18 protein-coding genes and 1 tRNA gene are annotated in these 13,614 nt (G+C 57.6%); 6 read left to right on the forward strand and 13 right to left on the reverse strand.

Annotated elements, in window-relative coordinates:
* Positions 1-23 precede the first annotated feature (23 nt).
* A tRNA-Ala gene (locus ACILRN_RS11020) sits at positions 24-99 on the forward strand.
* Positions 100-348: 249 nt separating this feature from the next.
* Here ACILRN_RS11020 and ACILRN_RS11025 read toward each other — a convergent pair.
* The gene (locus ACILRN_RS11025; protein WP_395688266.1) at positions 349-1,023 is read right to left on the reverse strand and encodes a hypothetical protein; all 675 of its coding nucleotides are present in this window, start codon (positions 1,021-1,023) and stop codon (positions 349-351) included.
* A 576-nt stretch (positions 1,024-1,599) separates the two neighbouring features.
* Here ACILRN_RS11025 and ACILRN_RS11030 point away from each other — a divergent pair.
* The 3 genes from ACILRN_RS11030 to ACILRN_RS11040 are packed head-to-tail and all read left to right on the forward strand — an operon-like array spanning position 1,600 to position 4,112.
* Entirely contained in the window at positions 1,600-2,580 is a 981-nt protein-coding gene (locus ACILRN_RS11030; RefSeq protein ID WP_395688268.1) for a hypothetical protein, read from the forward strand.
* 59 nt (positions 2,581-2,639) lie between these two features.
* The gene (locus tag ACILRN_RS11035; RefSeq protein ID WP_395688270.1) at positions 2,640-2,867 is read left to right on the forward strand and encodes an ABC transporter permease; all 228 of its coding nucleotides are present in this window, start codon (positions 2,640-2,642) and stop codon (positions 2,865-2,867) included.
* 60 nt (positions 2,868-2,927) lie between these two features.
* Positions 2,928-4,112: an aminotransferase class V-fold PLP-dependent enzyme gene (locus ACILRN_RS11040; RefSeq protein WP_395688272.1), complete on the forward strand. Its 1,185-nt coding sequence runs from the start codon at positions 2,928-2,930 to the stop codon at positions 4,110-4,112.
* A 97-nt stretch (positions 4,113-4,209) separates the two neighbouring features.
* Here ACILRN_RS11040 and ACILRN_RS11045 read toward each other — a convergent pair whose 3' ends face one another.
* Positions 4,210-4,590 (reverse strand): hypothetical protein, encoded by a 381-nt coding sequence (locus tag ACILRN_RS11045; RefSeq protein ID WP_395688273.1) that lies wholly within the window; start codon positions 4,588-4,590, stop codon positions 4,210-4,212.
* 441 nt (positions 4,591-5,031) lie between these two features.
* Between ACILRN_RS11045 and ACILRN_RS11050 the strand changes: the two genes are divergently transcribed.
* Positions 5,032-5,292, forward strand: a complete 261-nt coding sequence (locus ACILRN_RS11050; protein WP_395688275.1) for a hypothetical protein — start codon at positions 5,032-5,034, stop codon at positions 5,290-5,292.
* A gap of 103 nt (positions 5,293-5,395) precedes the next feature.
* Here ACILRN_RS11050 and ACILRN_RS11055 read toward each other — a convergent pair whose 3' ends face one another.
* The 7 genes from ACILRN_RS11055 to ACILRN_RS11085 all read right to left on the reverse strand — a co-directional run bounded on the left by ACILRN_RS11055 (position 5,396) and on the right by ACILRN_RS11085 (position 10,272).
* Positions 5,396-5,986: an SCO family protein gene (locus tag ACILRN_RS11055; RefSeq protein WP_395688277.1), complete on the reverse strand. Its 591-nt coding sequence runs from the start codon at positions 5,984-5,986 to the stop codon at positions 5,396-5,398.
* A gap of 5 nt (positions 5,987-5,991) precedes the next feature.
* The gene (locus ACILRN_RS11060; protein WP_395688279.1) at positions 5,992-6,447 is read right to left on the reverse strand and encodes a copper uptake system-associated protein; all 456 of its coding nucleotides are present in this window, start codon (positions 6,445-6,447) and stop codon (positions 5,992-5,994) included.
* 108 nt (positions 6,448-6,555) lie between these two features.
* Positions 6,556-7,035, reverse strand: a complete 480-nt coding sequence (locus ACILRN_RS11065; RefSeq protein ID WP_395688280.1) for a copper chaperone PCu(A)C — start codon at positions 7,033-7,035, stop codon at positions 6,556-6,558.
* A gap of 80 nt (positions 7,036-7,115) precedes the next feature.
* On the reverse strand, positions 7,116-7,493 hold the full coding sequence (locus ACILRN_RS11070; protein WP_395688281.1) for a hypothetical protein: 378 nt from the start codon (positions 7,491-7,493) through the stop codon (positions 7,116-7,118).
* Between the two features lie 79 nt (positions 7,494-7,572).
* Positions 7,573-8,472 (reverse strand): sulfate adenylyltransferase subunit CysD, encoded by a 900-nt coding sequence (cysD, locus tag ACILRN_RS11075; RefSeq protein WP_395688283.1) that lies wholly within the window; start codon positions 8,470-8,472, stop codon positions 7,573-7,575.
* A complete protein-coding gene (locus ACILRN_RS11080; protein ID WP_395688285.1) occupies positions 8,469-9,293 on the reverse strand; it encodes a DUF6671 family protein in 825 nt (274 codons plus the stop codon). Before ACILRN_RS11080 ends, cysD begins: the two co-directional genes overlap by 4 nt.
* Positions 9,286-10,272 (reverse strand): sodium-dependent bicarbonate transport family permease, encoded by a 987-nt coding sequence (locus tag ACILRN_RS11085; RefSeq protein WP_395688287.1) that lies wholly within the window; start codon positions 10,270-10,272, stop codon positions 9,286-9,288. The genes ACILRN_RS11080 and ACILRN_RS11085 overlap by 8 nt, the downstream gene beginning before the upstream one ends.
* An 83-nt stretch (positions 10,273-10,355) precedes the next feature.
* Here ACILRN_RS11085 and ACILRN_RS11090 point away from each other — a divergent pair, with 83 nt between their 5' ends.
* Positions 10,356-11,198, forward strand: coding sequence for a LysR family transcriptional regulator (locus ACILRN_RS11090; protein WP_395688289.1), 843 nt, complete (start codon positions 10,356-10,358; stop codon positions 11,196-11,198).
* A 3-nt stretch (positions 11,199-11,201) separates the two neighbouring features.
* Here ACILRN_RS11090 and ACILRN_RS11095 read toward each other — a convergent pair whose 3' ends face one another.
* From ACILRN_RS11095 to ACILRN_RS11110, 4 genes are all read right to left on the reverse strand, one after another.
* Complete coding sequence (locus tag ACILRN_RS11095) at positions 11,202-11,405, reverse strand: hypothetical protein (protein WP_395688290.1); 204 nt, start codon at positions 11,403-11,405, stop codon at positions 11,202-11,204.
* An 18-nt stretch (positions 11,406-11,423) separates the two neighbouring features.
* Complete coding sequence (locus tag ACILRN_RS11100; RefSeq protein ID WP_395688292.1) at positions 11,424-11,996, reverse strand: transglutaminase-like cysteine peptidase; 573 nt, start codon at positions 11,994-11,996, stop codon at positions 11,424-11,426.
* Positions 11,997-12,162: 166 nt separating this feature from the next.
* Complete coding sequence (locus ACILRN_RS11105) at positions 12,163-13,095, reverse strand: lipase family protein (RefSeq protein WP_395688293.1); 933 nt, start codon at positions 13,093-13,095, stop codon at positions 12,163-12,165.
* Between the two features lie 64 nt (positions 13,096-13,159).
* Positions 13,160-13,614, reverse strand: a 455-nt coding sequence (locus ACILRN_RS11110; protein WP_395688294.1) for a hypothetical protein, incomplete at its 5' end; no start/stop codon positions are given.

A 13,614-nucleotide genomic window follows, 5' to 3' on the forward strand; every position in this document is an offset into this window, starting at 1 on the left:
GCGGTGGATTTGATGGCCAAGACGGGGTCATAGCTCAGTTGGGAGAGCGCTTGAATGGCATTCAAGAGGTCGGCGGTTCGATTCCGCCTGGCTCCACCATCCTTCGAAACAGGCTTCGACAGTCCAGGATCTTCACAACCGCCACCCAGTCAGTCAGCAGGAAAATCAGAGGCACGCCGTCTCGTTTGTGAGGATGCGCTGCCGACAAGCCGGGCACTGTTGACATTGCTTTATCGAAAACGGCCTTTGCTTGCCACGCTGCAGGCGCTGGCCAAATGGGATGGATTGGCGACACACGTAAATCGCCTTCTCAATCAGCCGGCACTTACGCAAGAACTGCCCCAGTTCTCAAGAGCGAGGGTAGGAATAGCCCAGAGCATTCATGTCCCTGCCACAATTCTCTTCGATGATGCCTATTGCCTCCGGAAACCGCTCGTACATCTCCTCAACGGTCGTGCCGAACTTTGGACGACGATTCCCTTTCGCGCGAAGCCCGTCGAAGGTCTCCCACATGAACCCCAGGCCTGCTCGGTCGAACTCGCTTTGTAGTTCCTCATATTTCAAATAGAAATCTAGCTGACATTCGCCATCAATGGGTGCAACCGCAGCATTTTGCCTCAAGTGTTCAGGAAAATGCTTCAGGTACTCCAGAAAAGAAAGTCCGATACGTTCACCGCCTATCCAGAAATAACGCGAAATCGCTGTGTCAAATGGGTTCCTTACGAGAGCGACTTTCTTGTAGTCTCGCCACACACTTGCTGGAATGAGCCTTCTGACGTCACGCGCAGCAATATGGTTGAAAAATTTCCCGCTGGTCTGCCACCCGTCTGATGCCCAAAAGTAATCAATAAAGTTCTGGGCGGAACGGAACCCGAGACGGCTCCGAATAGCCTCATCATGAGCCGTGATGGGAGTGATGATGCAGGCATCTCCACAAAACCTCGAAAGAGCAATCTCAAAGGAAGTGCCGGCAGTTTTGACCGTCTTTATGAAAACAATCTTTTTTTCCTGGCAGATTATCATGCACCAACTCATTACTGAGCCCAGACTGCTTCCACTTCAAACATCCGACTGAGGCCCACTGCATGACTGACGTCAGTCTTCCAGTCAACATCAACGCGAGGCGCTCATCACGAGCAGGGGTGCGTTGCCAGAAATTCCTTATCTATAATCATTTCATTGTAAAGATCGCCTTGCAACAATTCTGACGTCCCAAGGCGTTACATGGGTGGCATCAGCACGAAACCAGCTTCCGAATTGAAACCCTGTGACTTCAACCAGCTTTCCGGATGGTTTCGATGCTCACTTGAGGCTACGACCCAGCTTCTTGGCAAGGCCATGATCTTGTCATATATCCTCGTATGTTCACGCTTATTCACATCAATTCGACCTTTATGGCTTCAGGCGCGTGCTGTGTCCCTGGGGCGCACTCCTGCTGCCTCGCCGAGATGACTTGAAGTCACTCTGGTTAAAGATAAAGATACCGGGGGCGTGATGGAATAGTCATGGATTCCGTTGTAAACGACCACTGCAGGCTCTTGAAACCAAACACGCAAACAGCCGAGCAAACTGCCATCAGGGTTGTGGGCCGTTGATGAAATGACCAGGCGCAATCTCATTCTTGTTTACCCGGGCCCCAACTATAAGCGGGACTTTGACGAGATCGCGATCAAGATCCACGCGCGTGATCGGACAATTGCGATCTACTACCTGCCTGCGGGATTAAGGGCGGAACTGCCGGAAGACGCCTGGCAGCATCCCACACTAACCGTATCACTGGTGCCTCGATTTCAATTGAAAATCAAACGCGGTCGCATACTCGGGAACTATCCGATCGAAAAACTTGTCCAGCAAGAGATCTTCCGAAAGCATCGCATACCAACGCCTCCCGCCCTGCCATTTCGATTCGGCATGGCATTGGACCCGGTTGTATTCGGGGAATTCGTCATCCTGAAACCAATCGACCTCAGGTTCACATCCGGCTCACACTCGGTATTCCCCTTCAAGAGGGATCAGCTGGAGAACATCGGTCTGGACCAGTTGCCCGCTCATCATCCTGTCAGGATGAATCCAAAATCCTACATGGTCCAGCGCTTCATCTACACTGGCCCCCACCCCAGGCATCTGCGTATTCAAACCTTCTTCGGTCGAACAATCTTCTGCTTTGAAAGCAGGGTGACGAAGGAGGAGCCGTTCTTCGATTTCGACATGCAGTCCCTGAAACACGTTGTCATTACGACCAGCTCGGGAGAACGGTCGAGAGAGCTGGTTCGTGATGAGGAAGCAATGCGGTTGGCAGAAGACGCCCATGCAGGATTCAAGGATATACCTTCGCTGGGGTTTGATATCGTGAGAGACTATCACACCAATCAACTGTACGTTCTCGAATGCAATGCCGGCGGGAATACATGGCATTTCTCCTCGGAGATTGGCCGCGTTGCAAGAGAGCATCTCGGAGGTTCAGCCGGTGTGCCGGTCGATCGGAGCGAAGAGGGCAGAAAGGCGATGATCGCACAGCTGGGCGCCTTTGACATCGTTGCTGAAGCCCTGATTGCCAAGGTGGCAGAGATGGCATCATGACAAGCATCACCTGATCCCTTATGTGCGTTCGTTCTTTGCCCCGCGTTCAACCCCTGCTCATGGCAGTCCTCATCTGGCTCTTTGCTTTCGCCACGTCCATCGACGAGATCATCGTGACACTATTTGTTGGCGGGCCCGAGCAAGTCACACTGCCACGGCAGATATACAGCGGTCTGCGGGAACGTATCAGTCCAACAGTCGCAGCTGTGGCAACACTATCGACACTGCTGGCAATTACCATGTTGCTTGTGGTCGAAATACTGCAGAAAAGAAAACGAAACGGCTAAGTCATCGGCTCGCATGGCCAGAGGCTTTGGCTTTTAAATCCCGCACTGGAGGGTTTGAGAATGTCAGTCTACAGCGATCTCGGCGTGAAAACAGTCATCAACGCAAAAGGACCCGCAACGAGGTTATCTGGGGGCATCATGCGCCCTGAGGTATCGGCAGCGATGGCGGAGGCCTCGCAATCCTGCGTAGACATTGCAGAACTTCAGGCAGCTGCATCCAGCGTCATATCGGATCTGACGGGCGCAGAGGCTGGTTATGTTGCATCCGGCGCCTCAGCCTGCCTGCTGATTGGGGCGGCAGCAACCATGACAGGCCTAGACCCAGGAAAGATGGCCAGGTTGCCCGACTCCACCGGCATGAAAAACGAATGCGTGATGGTGCGCAGCCAGCGAAACTTCTACGATCATGCCATCAGGGCTGCAGGCATGCGGATTATCGAGGTCGGACTTCCAGATCGGTATTCAGGTGCTGGCGTTCGGGATGCGGAGGGCTGGGAGATCGACGACGCCATCACCGAGCGCACCGCCGCTGTGTTCTATGTCGCGGACCCCCAGGCGCGTCCGCGGCTTTCCGAAGTGGTCGCCGTTGCACATGCCCGTGGCGTGCCGGTCATTGTCGACGCCGCCGCACAATTGCCCCCGCAAGACAACTTGAAACGCTTCATCGCCGAGGGTGTGGACCTGGTGGCCTTTTCAGGCGGCAAGGCGATTGGCGGCCCGCAGGCCAGCGGCATTCTTGCTGGTAAGCGCGACCTCGTCATGTCTGCGGCGCTTCAGCATCTTGATCTCGATATCTATCAGGACATGTGGCAACCGCCGTCATCCCTGATCGACAAGACCCGGCTCAAGGGCACGCCGCTTCACGGCATCGGACGAACCTGCAAGGCAGGCAAGGAGGAAATCGTGGGATTGTTGACAGCCCTGCGCCTGTTCACAGCCGAGGGCGACCAGAGCCGTCATGCCAGATGGCTGGCAGACTGCCGGAACGTAGCAACAGCCCTCAAGGGCCGTCATGTCACCGTGACAGGCGGAAATGACATTGCCAGTGTTCCCACCGTCGAGATCACTCTTGATACCGGCCCTGAGGATGTCGCTGCATTCTGCATCAGGCTTCAAAACAATCCGCCTGGCATTGCCCTTGATCCGGCCCAACGGGATCGCGGCATTGTCACAATGAACCCCATGTGCCTGAAGCCAGGCGAAGCGGAGATTGTTGGACGGGAGATTGCCCGGGCACTGAAATAGCGGCCTGGCTCTCGAGGCCACATCCCGATTAAATCACGCAACAGGCGGAGAGCTGCAGGATCAGACCTGCGGCTCCCAGTCTGGGTCAGGTTGACGATCACCTGCGCCTGATGCGAGTGATCTCACCCCAGCCATTTACCTTGATTGCAAATCGATGTCCGTTGCGCCACCCTGCAAATCTGTAGTTCGGACCAGAGCAATCAATGATGCTGATGTTGCGGAATCCGTTCAAACGTACGATATTCCGGGCTTCCCGACAGCTGATGACGTCATCATCTTCGACAATTTCAAAGTGATCGTCATCATAGGCCGGACCAGGAAAGACCGGGGCATCATATCCGGGGCCGAAGTAGCCTGCTCCAGTCCCGATCCCGATGTTGATATCGAAATTCGTCCCGGCTTCGGCTTTTTCCGCTGGCAGCACTGCAGTAAGCGAGACTGCAACAGCAAGCATCGCAAACATGGACTTGATGATCATGGGTGTCGCCTCCGTTGTTGATGAGGCGAAACTAGCCGCGCAAAAATGAACCAGACTGGAACTTTACGTTCACGTGCCATTCATCTGTCAGGTGGGGGATTGGGTCCCAACAGACTTCATAGTTTCAGAGCGGAATGAGTCTCGATGCACCCAATTGATTTCCCTTTCCCCACTGTAGGAAGGGAAACTTGAGCTTGAACCTGACGAACTTCATCCCGCTCTCGGTCAACGGCTTGACCCAGCCTGGAGCACGACGGAAAAACCAGAGAAGGTTTGGGGTAATCATACACATATCTGCGGCAAAGTACCTTGAACTCGCTTGATCAGTTCAGCTTCGACAGCCTGAGGTCCGAACAAGTTATACCCAAGTTTCACTTGCTTTGCTTGTTGGCACTCCCTAATGCAAACTGTCTTTCATGCTACATAACAGGATAGATTTTAATGGCCCGTACGATCAATGTTGCACAGAGATTGCGCAAAGTCATTTCTGCTCTTGAAGAGCTCGCTTCCATTGTTGATGCACAGACAGTGAATGCAAAAACTGCCAGAAAAAAGTCGGTCACTGGCCGGACACGGCGCAGCAAGAAGGACGTAGCAGCACTCAGGAAGATCTTGAAGGCAGAGCGAAAGGCGGGCGTACCCGTGGCCGAGCTTGCAGCAAGGCACCGGGTCAGCGCTGCCTATATCTACATGCTCAGATAGGCTTGCCAGAGACTGGCATTTCCGCAGACTCCGCAAGACGGCAAGAGCCTGTCTCTCCGGCGCTGAGGGAAGCTCGCTCAGATGGCAACGCTTGACACCCGAGCTAGTGCAGAAGGCGGCGGAGCTTGGCGGCACGCATTTCCGGCGCCTCGCCATAGGACAGCGTTCCGGCGAATTGGCCATCGGCATCAAACAGGAAAATCGAGGCAGTGTGATCCATCGTATAGGATCCATCGCTGGTGGGTGATTTCGCATGATAGATTCGGAAATCAGATGCGAGCCCGGGAAGCTGGTCAGCAGTTGGCACCAAACCTTCGATGCGCGGATCGAAATTGGCGAGATAATCTTTCATCACATCCACCGTATCCCGTTCCGGATCGACAGTAATGAACAGGATCTTCATATTCTTCGCCGCTTCCCCCAATGACGACAGCACATTGCTGATCTCATAAAGCGTGGTGGGACAGACCTCCGGGCAGTGGGTGAAACCAAAGAATACGGCGTAGGGCTGGCCGAGCAGGTCATCTGAGTCGATTGTGCCGCCCCTTGAGGACGCCAGCTCAAAGGGGCCGCCTATCGTAACGGCTGGAAGAGGGCGCGCACCATCGCCCGACATGCGCAGCAGGAAGAGGGCGAGGAACACGAAGACGCCGAACCCCGCGAGCACGATGGCTGCGCGCACTCCAGGACGCATGCCGGTCACCCTGAACTCTGCCTGCCATGGGCGTGGCCCTGATGACCCCTGCCAGTCTCGATCATCATCGTTCCCTCAAACGAAGCAACTGCCGGGTCAAACCGGAATTCGGCCGCATTGAACTCAGCCAGGAGAGATTCGGCAGCAGAAGGGCTGATGTGAGCGATTTCCAGCAGGGACTGATCCTTCAGCCCGTCACCACTGCAAAGTCTGATCTGCCACTGGCCAGCGGTACACCACAAGAGGGTGCGCCCACCTTTCTCGCCCTGTATCCACCCGGCAATCGCATTGTTGCCCTGAATGACAACTGGGTTCACAGAAAACAGATTATCGGGCAGATCAAACAGTGCCATCATGCGATGAATGATGGCATGCCGATCATCAGAGGCAAAGCTTGCCAGGGGATTGACGCTGGCTGCAATGGCCAGCAGCAGGAGTTGACGGCGGATCTTGGGAGTCATGGATATCCTCGTGACCAGCTGAATCGTTGAGGACAGGGCTGGGTGTGAGTGGCTCTGTCACGTCTGGCCTGCGGTGGGGGATGCTCACTGACCGCATGCCAGACCTCATCAGTCCATGTTCATCCCAGCAGTGGGCGCCATCACTTCATAGTCGATGGTGACGGGGCCCGCTTTCTCAAATGTCAGCGTGCCCGCAAAGCTTTCACCCTCCCTGATCGGTGCCCTGAGCCCCATGAACATGATATGCAGTGATGCTGGCTTCAGTTCTACCGTTGTGCCAGCGGGAATGGCGACACCCTCTGGCAACTCATCCATCTTCATGATGTCACCCTCCATCTTCATCGTGTGGATCTGAACCATGGTACTGATTTCAGAGCTGGCCCTGACCAGCCTTTCATCTTGCATGCCGGTATTGGTGATGGTCATGAAGCCGGCGGCAACGCTGGCGCCCATGGGAGACTGGCGCGCCCAGGGATGATGAATCACCAGGTCGCCAATCTTAATTTCATGGGCACGTGCATCGGCAAGGCTCGAAACTGCGGCGAGCGTCAACGCAGAGGCAAAAGTAAATTCCTTGATACGGATCATCGGGAAGTCTTTCGAAAAGAAGGTCCGGCCCAGCTGAGGCCAATGGATGCCAACTTGTAAGGTGGCAGTGATTGTACGGATCAGGAAAGAGAGGGAGGACCCCGGGGTGGGCTGACGTCGAGAAGCGCCAGCAGCCTGAGCATCACGGCAGATCCGAGCTGCGGCAGCGGAATGGCAGAACTCGCTGGCCGGGAGGCAAAGGCTGCACTGGCAGGAGAGATGCCGGGGCTGCAGCAAGGGCAGCTTGTGCCGCACAGTATGCAGTGGTCGTGTCCGGCCTGGTGCTGCGGGCTGCCCTGCTGCAGTGGCTCGCCCAAGGGATCACAGAGCGAGACGGCGATGTCGCGCTCAAGCGCAGCGGTGGCCGATAGCGCAGGAATAGGCAGAAGACCGATCAATACAGGCAGGAGCAGCGCCAGAACGAGGACGGAAACGAGCCCGCGACGGCCCGACGCCATCGGTCTGATGTAACCCAAGCACATGGCAACAGGTAGCCATTGCCGGCCACGCCTGTCGAGTTGCTTTGTGTCGCAGGTTTCAGAAGTAACCTTGGCGTTTCTTGTCCTCCATCGCGGAGGAGCCGTCCTTATCGATGATCCGGCCTTGCCGCTCGGAGCCGTCAGCATGGATGGTCTCGAAAATCACCTCTCGAACGTTACGCGCCGTCGAAACCATTCCGCCTGTGAGAGGATAGCACCCGCAGGTCCGGAAGCGCACGGCAAGCATCTCCGGCTCTTCTCCGGGCATCAGACGCAGGCGCGCGTCATCAACAAGGATGATCTGCCCATCGCGACGTATGATTGGGCGCTCCTGGGCAAAATAGACGGCGGGCAATGGAATATCCTCGCGCAGGATGTAAAGCCACACGTCGAGTTCGGTCCAGTTCGAGATGGGGAAGACGCGCATCGTCTGCCCAGGCGCCAGCCTGCCATTGTAGTTATCCCAGAGTTCAGGTCGCTGACTCTTTGGGTTCCAGCCATGATTGGAATCGCGCACCGAAAATATCCGCTCCTTGGCCCGGGACTTTTCCTCGTCGCGGCGTGCGCCACCCATTGCTGCATCAAAGCCCAACTCGGCAATCGCCTGCTTCAATGGCACGGTGCGCATGATTTCGGTGTAGAGGCTTGAACCATGGTCGAATGGATTGATGTTCTGCCTGACGCCCTCCTCGTTTCGAAAGACAATGAGGTCAACGCCATATTTCTTCACCACCCAGTCGCGGAAGGTTAATGCGTCGCGGAACTCCCAGGTGGAGTCGATATGCAACAGAGGAAAGGGTGGCTTGGCAGGATAGAATGCCTTGGCGCAAAGATGCAGCAAGGTGGTCGAGTCCTTGCCGATTGAGTACAGCAGCACAGGCTTTTGGAACTGCGCCGCCGTTTCCCTGATGATGTGGATGGCTTCGGCTTCGAGCCGGTCGAGATGAGACAATGTCATGGGTTGCACTCTGGGCAGTGGCTGGCGGTTGCAGAGACTTGACCATCTGGCCGCGGCAAGCGTGACTCATGCCCGCAGCGCAGGCAGCCAGCGATCAGGGTATTGACGAGATCTGTCGGGGTTCCACACTCTGCGCAGGGCAGGCCGCGCTCGGCGCGCACGACGCCGAAGCCAGGCGCCTCACAGGCCGGGCATGGCGTGGCGATACGCCTTGCGAGCTTGTCGGCAAGCCTGCCGATCTCGCCGAGGCGGGTGGGATTGAGATGAGCGCGCATGTCGGCTTCGAGTCGGGTAGGTCCTGTGGCGGCCTGAAGTGCATCGTCGAGCTGGCTGCGGCTGGTGATCGCTTTCACAAGTCCAGTGTCTGCGCGCAGGATGACGGCATGGGCCGGAAATCCGATGCGACGCAGAAAACCGTCAATATCGGCATCAGCAGTTACATCAATGGCAGCAAAGTTCGTCTCTGGCGAGATCTGCTCCTCGATGACCTCTAGTTCACGTTCGGCGTCAATGAAGATCATCACTTCATGGCCAGCAGCCAGAAAAGGCACGGATGGGTGAGGGCCGAAGCTTCCTTCACTGGCAACACCAAGAGGCAGGCCGGCGGCACTCATGCCCATCCGCGCTTTACGACGGGCTGTCTCGTGCATGGGCGCGGGGCGTGGTCGCTCACCTGTGAATGTGCCGAGACTGTCCGTGTCCAGTCCTGCTGGCACAACAAGCCGCAGTCCCAGATGCATCTCGAAGGCCGGAGCGATCGCCCGCTCCTTCGCGTGCTGCGTGGCAAGGGCCAGCTGACGCCCACGATAGGGATTAGCCAAGCACCTGCTCCGCCACCAAGACATATAGCGGAATTCCCGCAACGATATTGAACGGAAAGGTGATTGCCAAAGACAGGGGCAGGTAGATGGCCGGCCTGGCCTGGGGCAGGGCAAGGCGCATGGCCGCAGGCACGGCGATGTAGGACGCACTGGCGCACAACACCATGAACAGGGCGCCGGTCCCGACATCCACACCCAGAGCCGACGCGATCGCAAGACCGGCCAGGGCGCCGATCAGGGGCATATAGATACCGAAGGCGGCCAGTGGAACGGTAAAATCCCGCATGTGATGAAACTGGCGCGCGACCAGCAACCCCATGTCCAGCAGGAACAGTGCGAGAATGCCCTGGAAGGGCGTGACCAGAAAGCCCTCGAGCTTGGCGAGGCCGGATTGGCCTGACACCAGACCAATCATAAAGCTTCCAAACAATAGGAGGATTGCACCATTGGTGAAGATCTCTCGGCTCAGCTTTCGGCTGGCCTGCTTGCCTGCGACTATTGTTTCGGGAGCGGCACGGTGCGCAATGTAAAGCGCAGAAAGAATGGCCGGGGCTTCCATGAGGGCAAGCACAGCCACGATGAAACCCTCATAGCCAATGGCGGACTGCTGCAGGAAACTCACCGCCGTGACGAAGGTGACGATTGAGACGGAGCCGTAATGACCAGCAACAGCGGCCTGGGTGGGTGCGTCAAGACGGGTGGTCCGCCGCAGCAGCCAGTAGGCCACGAAGGGTAGGGCAAAACTCACACCCGCCCCGGCGAGAAGCAGTGGGAGGGCCGACAGGATGCCGCCATCGGTGCCCGCCAGCGCAGTGCCGCCTTTGAAGCCAATCGACATCATCAGGTAGATGGACAGGTAACGGCTGATGCTCTCCGGAACGTCAAGGTCCGATCTCAGCAAGCCGGCACCGATCCCCAGGGCAAAGAACAAAATGGCAGGCGAAAGCAGATTCTGCAGAAAAAGCTGAAAAAAATCCATGGGGCCCCCTCGGCGGCGGCTTCTAGGGGACTTGAATGAATTCGAAAAATGAATTATTCAGATTTAACAAATAAGAAATTCAAATGGCATTTGATACCCTCACGCTCCGCTGTTTCCTGGAAACCGCGGATAACCTGTCCTTCACCCGCGCCGCGGTCCGGGTGGGGCGCAGCCAGTCTGCGGTGAGCCAGCAGATCGCCAAGCTTGAGCAGCATCTTGGTAAACCTCTGTTCAGGCGGGGCAAGCTGTTGTCGCTGACAGCGGATGGCGAGTTGTTTCTGTCTTATGCGCGGCGCATGCATGCGCTGCAGGCCGAGGCACTCGACCGTTTCCGCGAACCGGAGCTCGAGGGCGAGGTGCGCTTTGGCCTGCCAGAGGACTTTGCAGCCGTCTATCTCTCCGACGTACTCGCGGAATTCACCCGCATCCATCCCCGCATTCTGCTCTCGATCGAATGCGACCTGACGCTCAATCTCTACAGCCGGTTCCGGGCGCGCGAGTTTGATCTGGTCCTGGTAAAGATGAATCGGCCGGAAGACTTTCCGAACGGTACGGAGGTATTCAGCGAGCCGCTTGCATGGGTCGGAGATGCTAGTCTGCCCACTGCCAATCGCACTCTACCTCTCGTGATGGCGCCCGAACCCTGTGTCTACCGCGCGGCAGCCCTTGCTGCCCTCGAAAAAGCCGGACGCCCTTGGCGCCAGATGCTCACCAGCCCCAGCCATGCCGGCACGATTGCCGCGGTGCGCGCCGGCCTTGGGCTGACGGTTCTGCCGCGTCCCATGATCCCCGCCTCGCTCGCGGCGGTTCCGGCCGGGGACGTGCCAGCACTTGGCCACATTCATGTCTCGCTGTTGAAACACCGCAGCGATGATCCAGCAATCAATTCGCTGGAGGATTTCGTGCTTAGAAAGCTTGTGCGCTGACCGTCAGCCGCCGGCCAGGGCAGAGAGCGCCTTGAGAATCGCACCGTGACCCGGCTGATCTGCAAACGCCTGCAGTATATGGCCATTTTGCGCGGCCACGAGGATGGCTGACACGACCACTGCAGCCACCGCGCGGCGCACCAGGCGGCTGTTGCAGAACAGCACGACAAAGAAAAACGCGGTGAGCCTGATCGGGAATGTCAGCATGAAAAGCGTCCCCTCTGCCTATTTGCTGGCCGTACCGCCAACGGGCGACCCGCCAGAAGCGGGCTCAAGCGAAACCCACCTGCGAGGATCCTGTGCCGATTGCCGCTTGAGCAGTGTATAGCCCGTGTCCGACCATTTCCGGATTTCGTTGCGGCGATTATCGAGAATGAAGTCTCCGCGGTTGCTGACAAGTGACAGCACGGCATGACCCTCGCCCTGCTCGTCAAGAACCACGGTGATGCGCAGGGACTCCGCCGGAATACCCTTCGACTCCAGGATCTGTTTCTTGAGCAGGACGACGTCCTCACAGTCACCGGCATCCGCCGGAAGTGTCCAGTACTCGGCGGTGCCGTAAAGGGTCTCGTCAGTCACCGGGGCAATCGCACCATTGACGAAAGCATTGACCATCCTCACCAGCAGCCACTTTTCATCAGAAAGCTGGGCGCGGCGATGCTTTCCGGCGCCTGGCAGGCAGGTGTCCGGGTTGCGCTGGCAGTATTCAACGAAGCCGATGGGCGGCAAGGTCTCGCCATATTCACTGGCGAAGGCCTGAGACTTGGCAGCGGCAACACCAGCCGGGGCAAGGGCCATGAGCGCCGCCAGGCACCCCAAAACCAGAGCCACTGCTTTCCCCCTGCCCGACATCTCACGCCCACCACTTATCGTTAATATGGCGTAAACATGCCGCGGCGAGGGCACGGCCGCAATCGTAAACGAAAAGTTAAGTTAACGCCTCGGGGAGGGTTGGCGGCAGGCTTCAGGGCTGAATCTGGGAAACTGCGGCTTGGCGATCCCTGGCGATGTAGCGCTCCCGGTCATTGTAGTCGACCTGCCGCGCGCCATCGAATTTTTCCGAGATACGGACCTGATATTCGGCCATCTTGTGGTCCTTTAGGTCAGCAAGGCCGATCTCGCGCCCGAACTCCCCCACACTCAGCCGCATGGCGTCATGCTGGTCGAGATAGACATAATAAGGGCCATCCAGAAGGATGACCTCAGGCCCGACATGCGCATAGGGTCTGGCGGCACCTGGCGGCAGCAGGGGTACCAGGTCGTTCGCGTCAACCACGCGGAGCAGTGGCAGGAAGGTCAGCATCTGGGCGCCACTCTCGGTGGTGAAGCGCGGCTGGCCATAGGTGATGATCGAAGCGACCTCATAACCATCCTCCGTTGCATAGATACCAAGGATGGCTGCCACTGCGCCGCCAAGCGAATGGCCGACCAGGTAGGTACGATACCCCGTCTTCAGATAGGGCTGGGCATCAGCCCAGATGGCCCTGGCCGCCAGATCATACCCTGTGTGAATCGGCGCCTTGATCTGACGGTCCTTGCGCAGTCGTGCGGTGAAATCCTCCACGAGGTTCTTCTTGTCATGGGTGCCTCGCACCACGATGTATTGCGTCTTGGCCTTGTCGTCCCGTTCGACAAAGTATTGGACATCCTCCATGCCCGGCGTGGCCACCCGCACCGTCTGAGGATAGGAGGAGCGGATCTTGGCAGGGGGTTGATAGGCCGCAGCTGCGCGCTTGGCGTTCACCTCAAGATTTTCGAAATCAATCTTCTGGGAAACGAGATCGGAACCCAGACGCAGTTCTTCCTGGCGCGGAATGCTGGTACAGCCGCCAACCAGAACGAGGCAGGCCGCAAGCACTGCCGCGCACCGCACGAAACAACCGGCATGATGAGGCATGAAGGCCGACTCCCAAACTGCGGTCAGCTAGACGCGAAGCAGCAGGCCCGTCAATCGGCCATTATCACTTCTGGGCGAGATCACTGCGACGAAACTTCAGCATCTCGCCGCCCCCATCGCGGGCCACGTACCAGCCGCCCTGCTGCGTGATCCGACCGCATCGGGGCTTGCCGTCGGTCCATTTTTCCCAGACCACACAGAGGGATTCGCCCTTCATGAACCAGCGACCAGTATCCTGCTGGCCATAGGCTTCACCCTGCAGCGCACCACTGCGCGAGCCCGAGAAGGATACCCGATAACCCTTGACCTTGGCCTCGAACTGGCCAGGGAAAAGGCGAGCAACCTCCGCTTTCGCAAGCGGTCCGGCCCCCGCCGGCCCGGCAAACGCCATGGCCGCGACCGCCGCCATGGCGATGCTCCGGTAAATCATCCGCATCAGAACCGACCCCCTGTTGACTGCTGAAAACTTCGTTTGGCAGTCCCCTGTGTTGGAAATGTGGGCAGGAGACGGCAGGATTG

This window comes from Aestuariivirga sp. (assembly GCF_044238155.1).
In the GTDB taxonomy this organism is placed as follows: Bacteria; Pseudomonadota; Alphaproteobacteria; order Rhizobiales; family Aestuariivirgaceae; genus Aestuariivirga.

Bases quoted from the DNA above. Each gene is read 5' to 3' on its own strand.
- ACILRN_RS11090 (WP_395688289.1), top strand. From the start codon at position 10,356: ATGGCATTTGATACCCTCACGCTCCGCTGTTTCCTGGAAACCGCGGAT.
- ACILRN_RS11060 (WP_395688279.1), bottom strand. From the start codon at position 6,447: ATGACTCCCAAGATCCGCCGTCAACTCCTGCTGCTGGCCATTGCAGCC.
- ACILRN_RS11050 (WP_395688275.1), top strand. From the start codon at position 5,032: ATGGCCCGTACGATCAATGTTGCACAGAGATTGCGCAAAGTCATTTCT.
- ACILRN_RS11045 (WP_395688273.1), bottom strand. From the start codon at position 4,590: ATGATCATCAAGTCCATGTTTGCGATGCTTGCTGTTGCAGTCTCGCTT.
- ACILRN_RS11040 (WP_395688272.1), top strand. From the start codon at position 2,928: ATGTCAGTCTACAGCGATCTCGGCGTGAAAACAGTCATCAACGCAAAA.
- ACILRN_RS11070 (WP_395688281.1), bottom strand. From the start codon at position 7,493: ATGGCGTCGGGCCGTCGCGGGCTCGTTTCCGTCCTCGTTCTGGCGCTG.
- ACILRN_RS11065 (WP_395688280.1), bottom strand. From the start codon at position 7,035: ATGATCCGTATCAAGGAATTTACTTTTGCCTCTGCGTTGACGCTCGCC.
- ACILRN_RS11100 (WP_395688292.1), bottom strand. From the start codon at position 11,996: ATGGCCCTTGCCCCGGCTGGTGTTGCCGCTGCCAAGTCTCAGGCCTTC.
- ACILRN_RS11025 (WP_395688266.1), bottom strand. From the start codon at position 1,023: ATGATAATCTGCCAGGAAAAAAAGATTGTTTTCATAAAGACGGTCAAA.
- ACILRN_RS11055 (WP_395688277.1), bottom strand. From the start codon at position 5,986: ATGCGTCCTGGAGTGCGCGCAGCCATCGTGCTCGCGGGGTTCGGCGTC.
- ACILRN_RS11085 (WP_395688287.1), bottom strand. From the start codon at position 10,272: ATGGATTTTTTTCAGCTTTTTCTGCAGAATCTGCTTTCGCCTGCCATT.
- ACILRN_RS11105 (WP_395688293.1), bottom strand. From the start codon at position 13,095: ATGCCTCATCATGCCGGTTGTTTCGTGCGGTGCGCGGCAGTGCTTGCG.
- ACILRN_RS11030 (WP_395688268.1), top strand. From the start codon at position 1,600: ATGACCAGGCGCAATCTCATTCTTGTTTACCCGGGCCCCAACTATAAG.
- ACILRN_RS11035 (WP_395688270.1), top strand. From the start codon at position 2,640: ATGGCAGTCCTCATCTGGCTCTTTGCTTTCGCCACGTCCATCGACGAG.
- ACILRN_RS11095 (WP_395688290.1), bottom strand. From the start codon at position 11,405: ATGCTGACATTCCCGATCAGGCTCACCGCGTTTTTCTTTGTCGTGCTG.
- cysD (WP_395688283.1), bottom strand. From the start codon at position 8,472: ATGACATTGTCTCATCTCGACCGGCTCGAAGCCGAAGCCATCCACATC.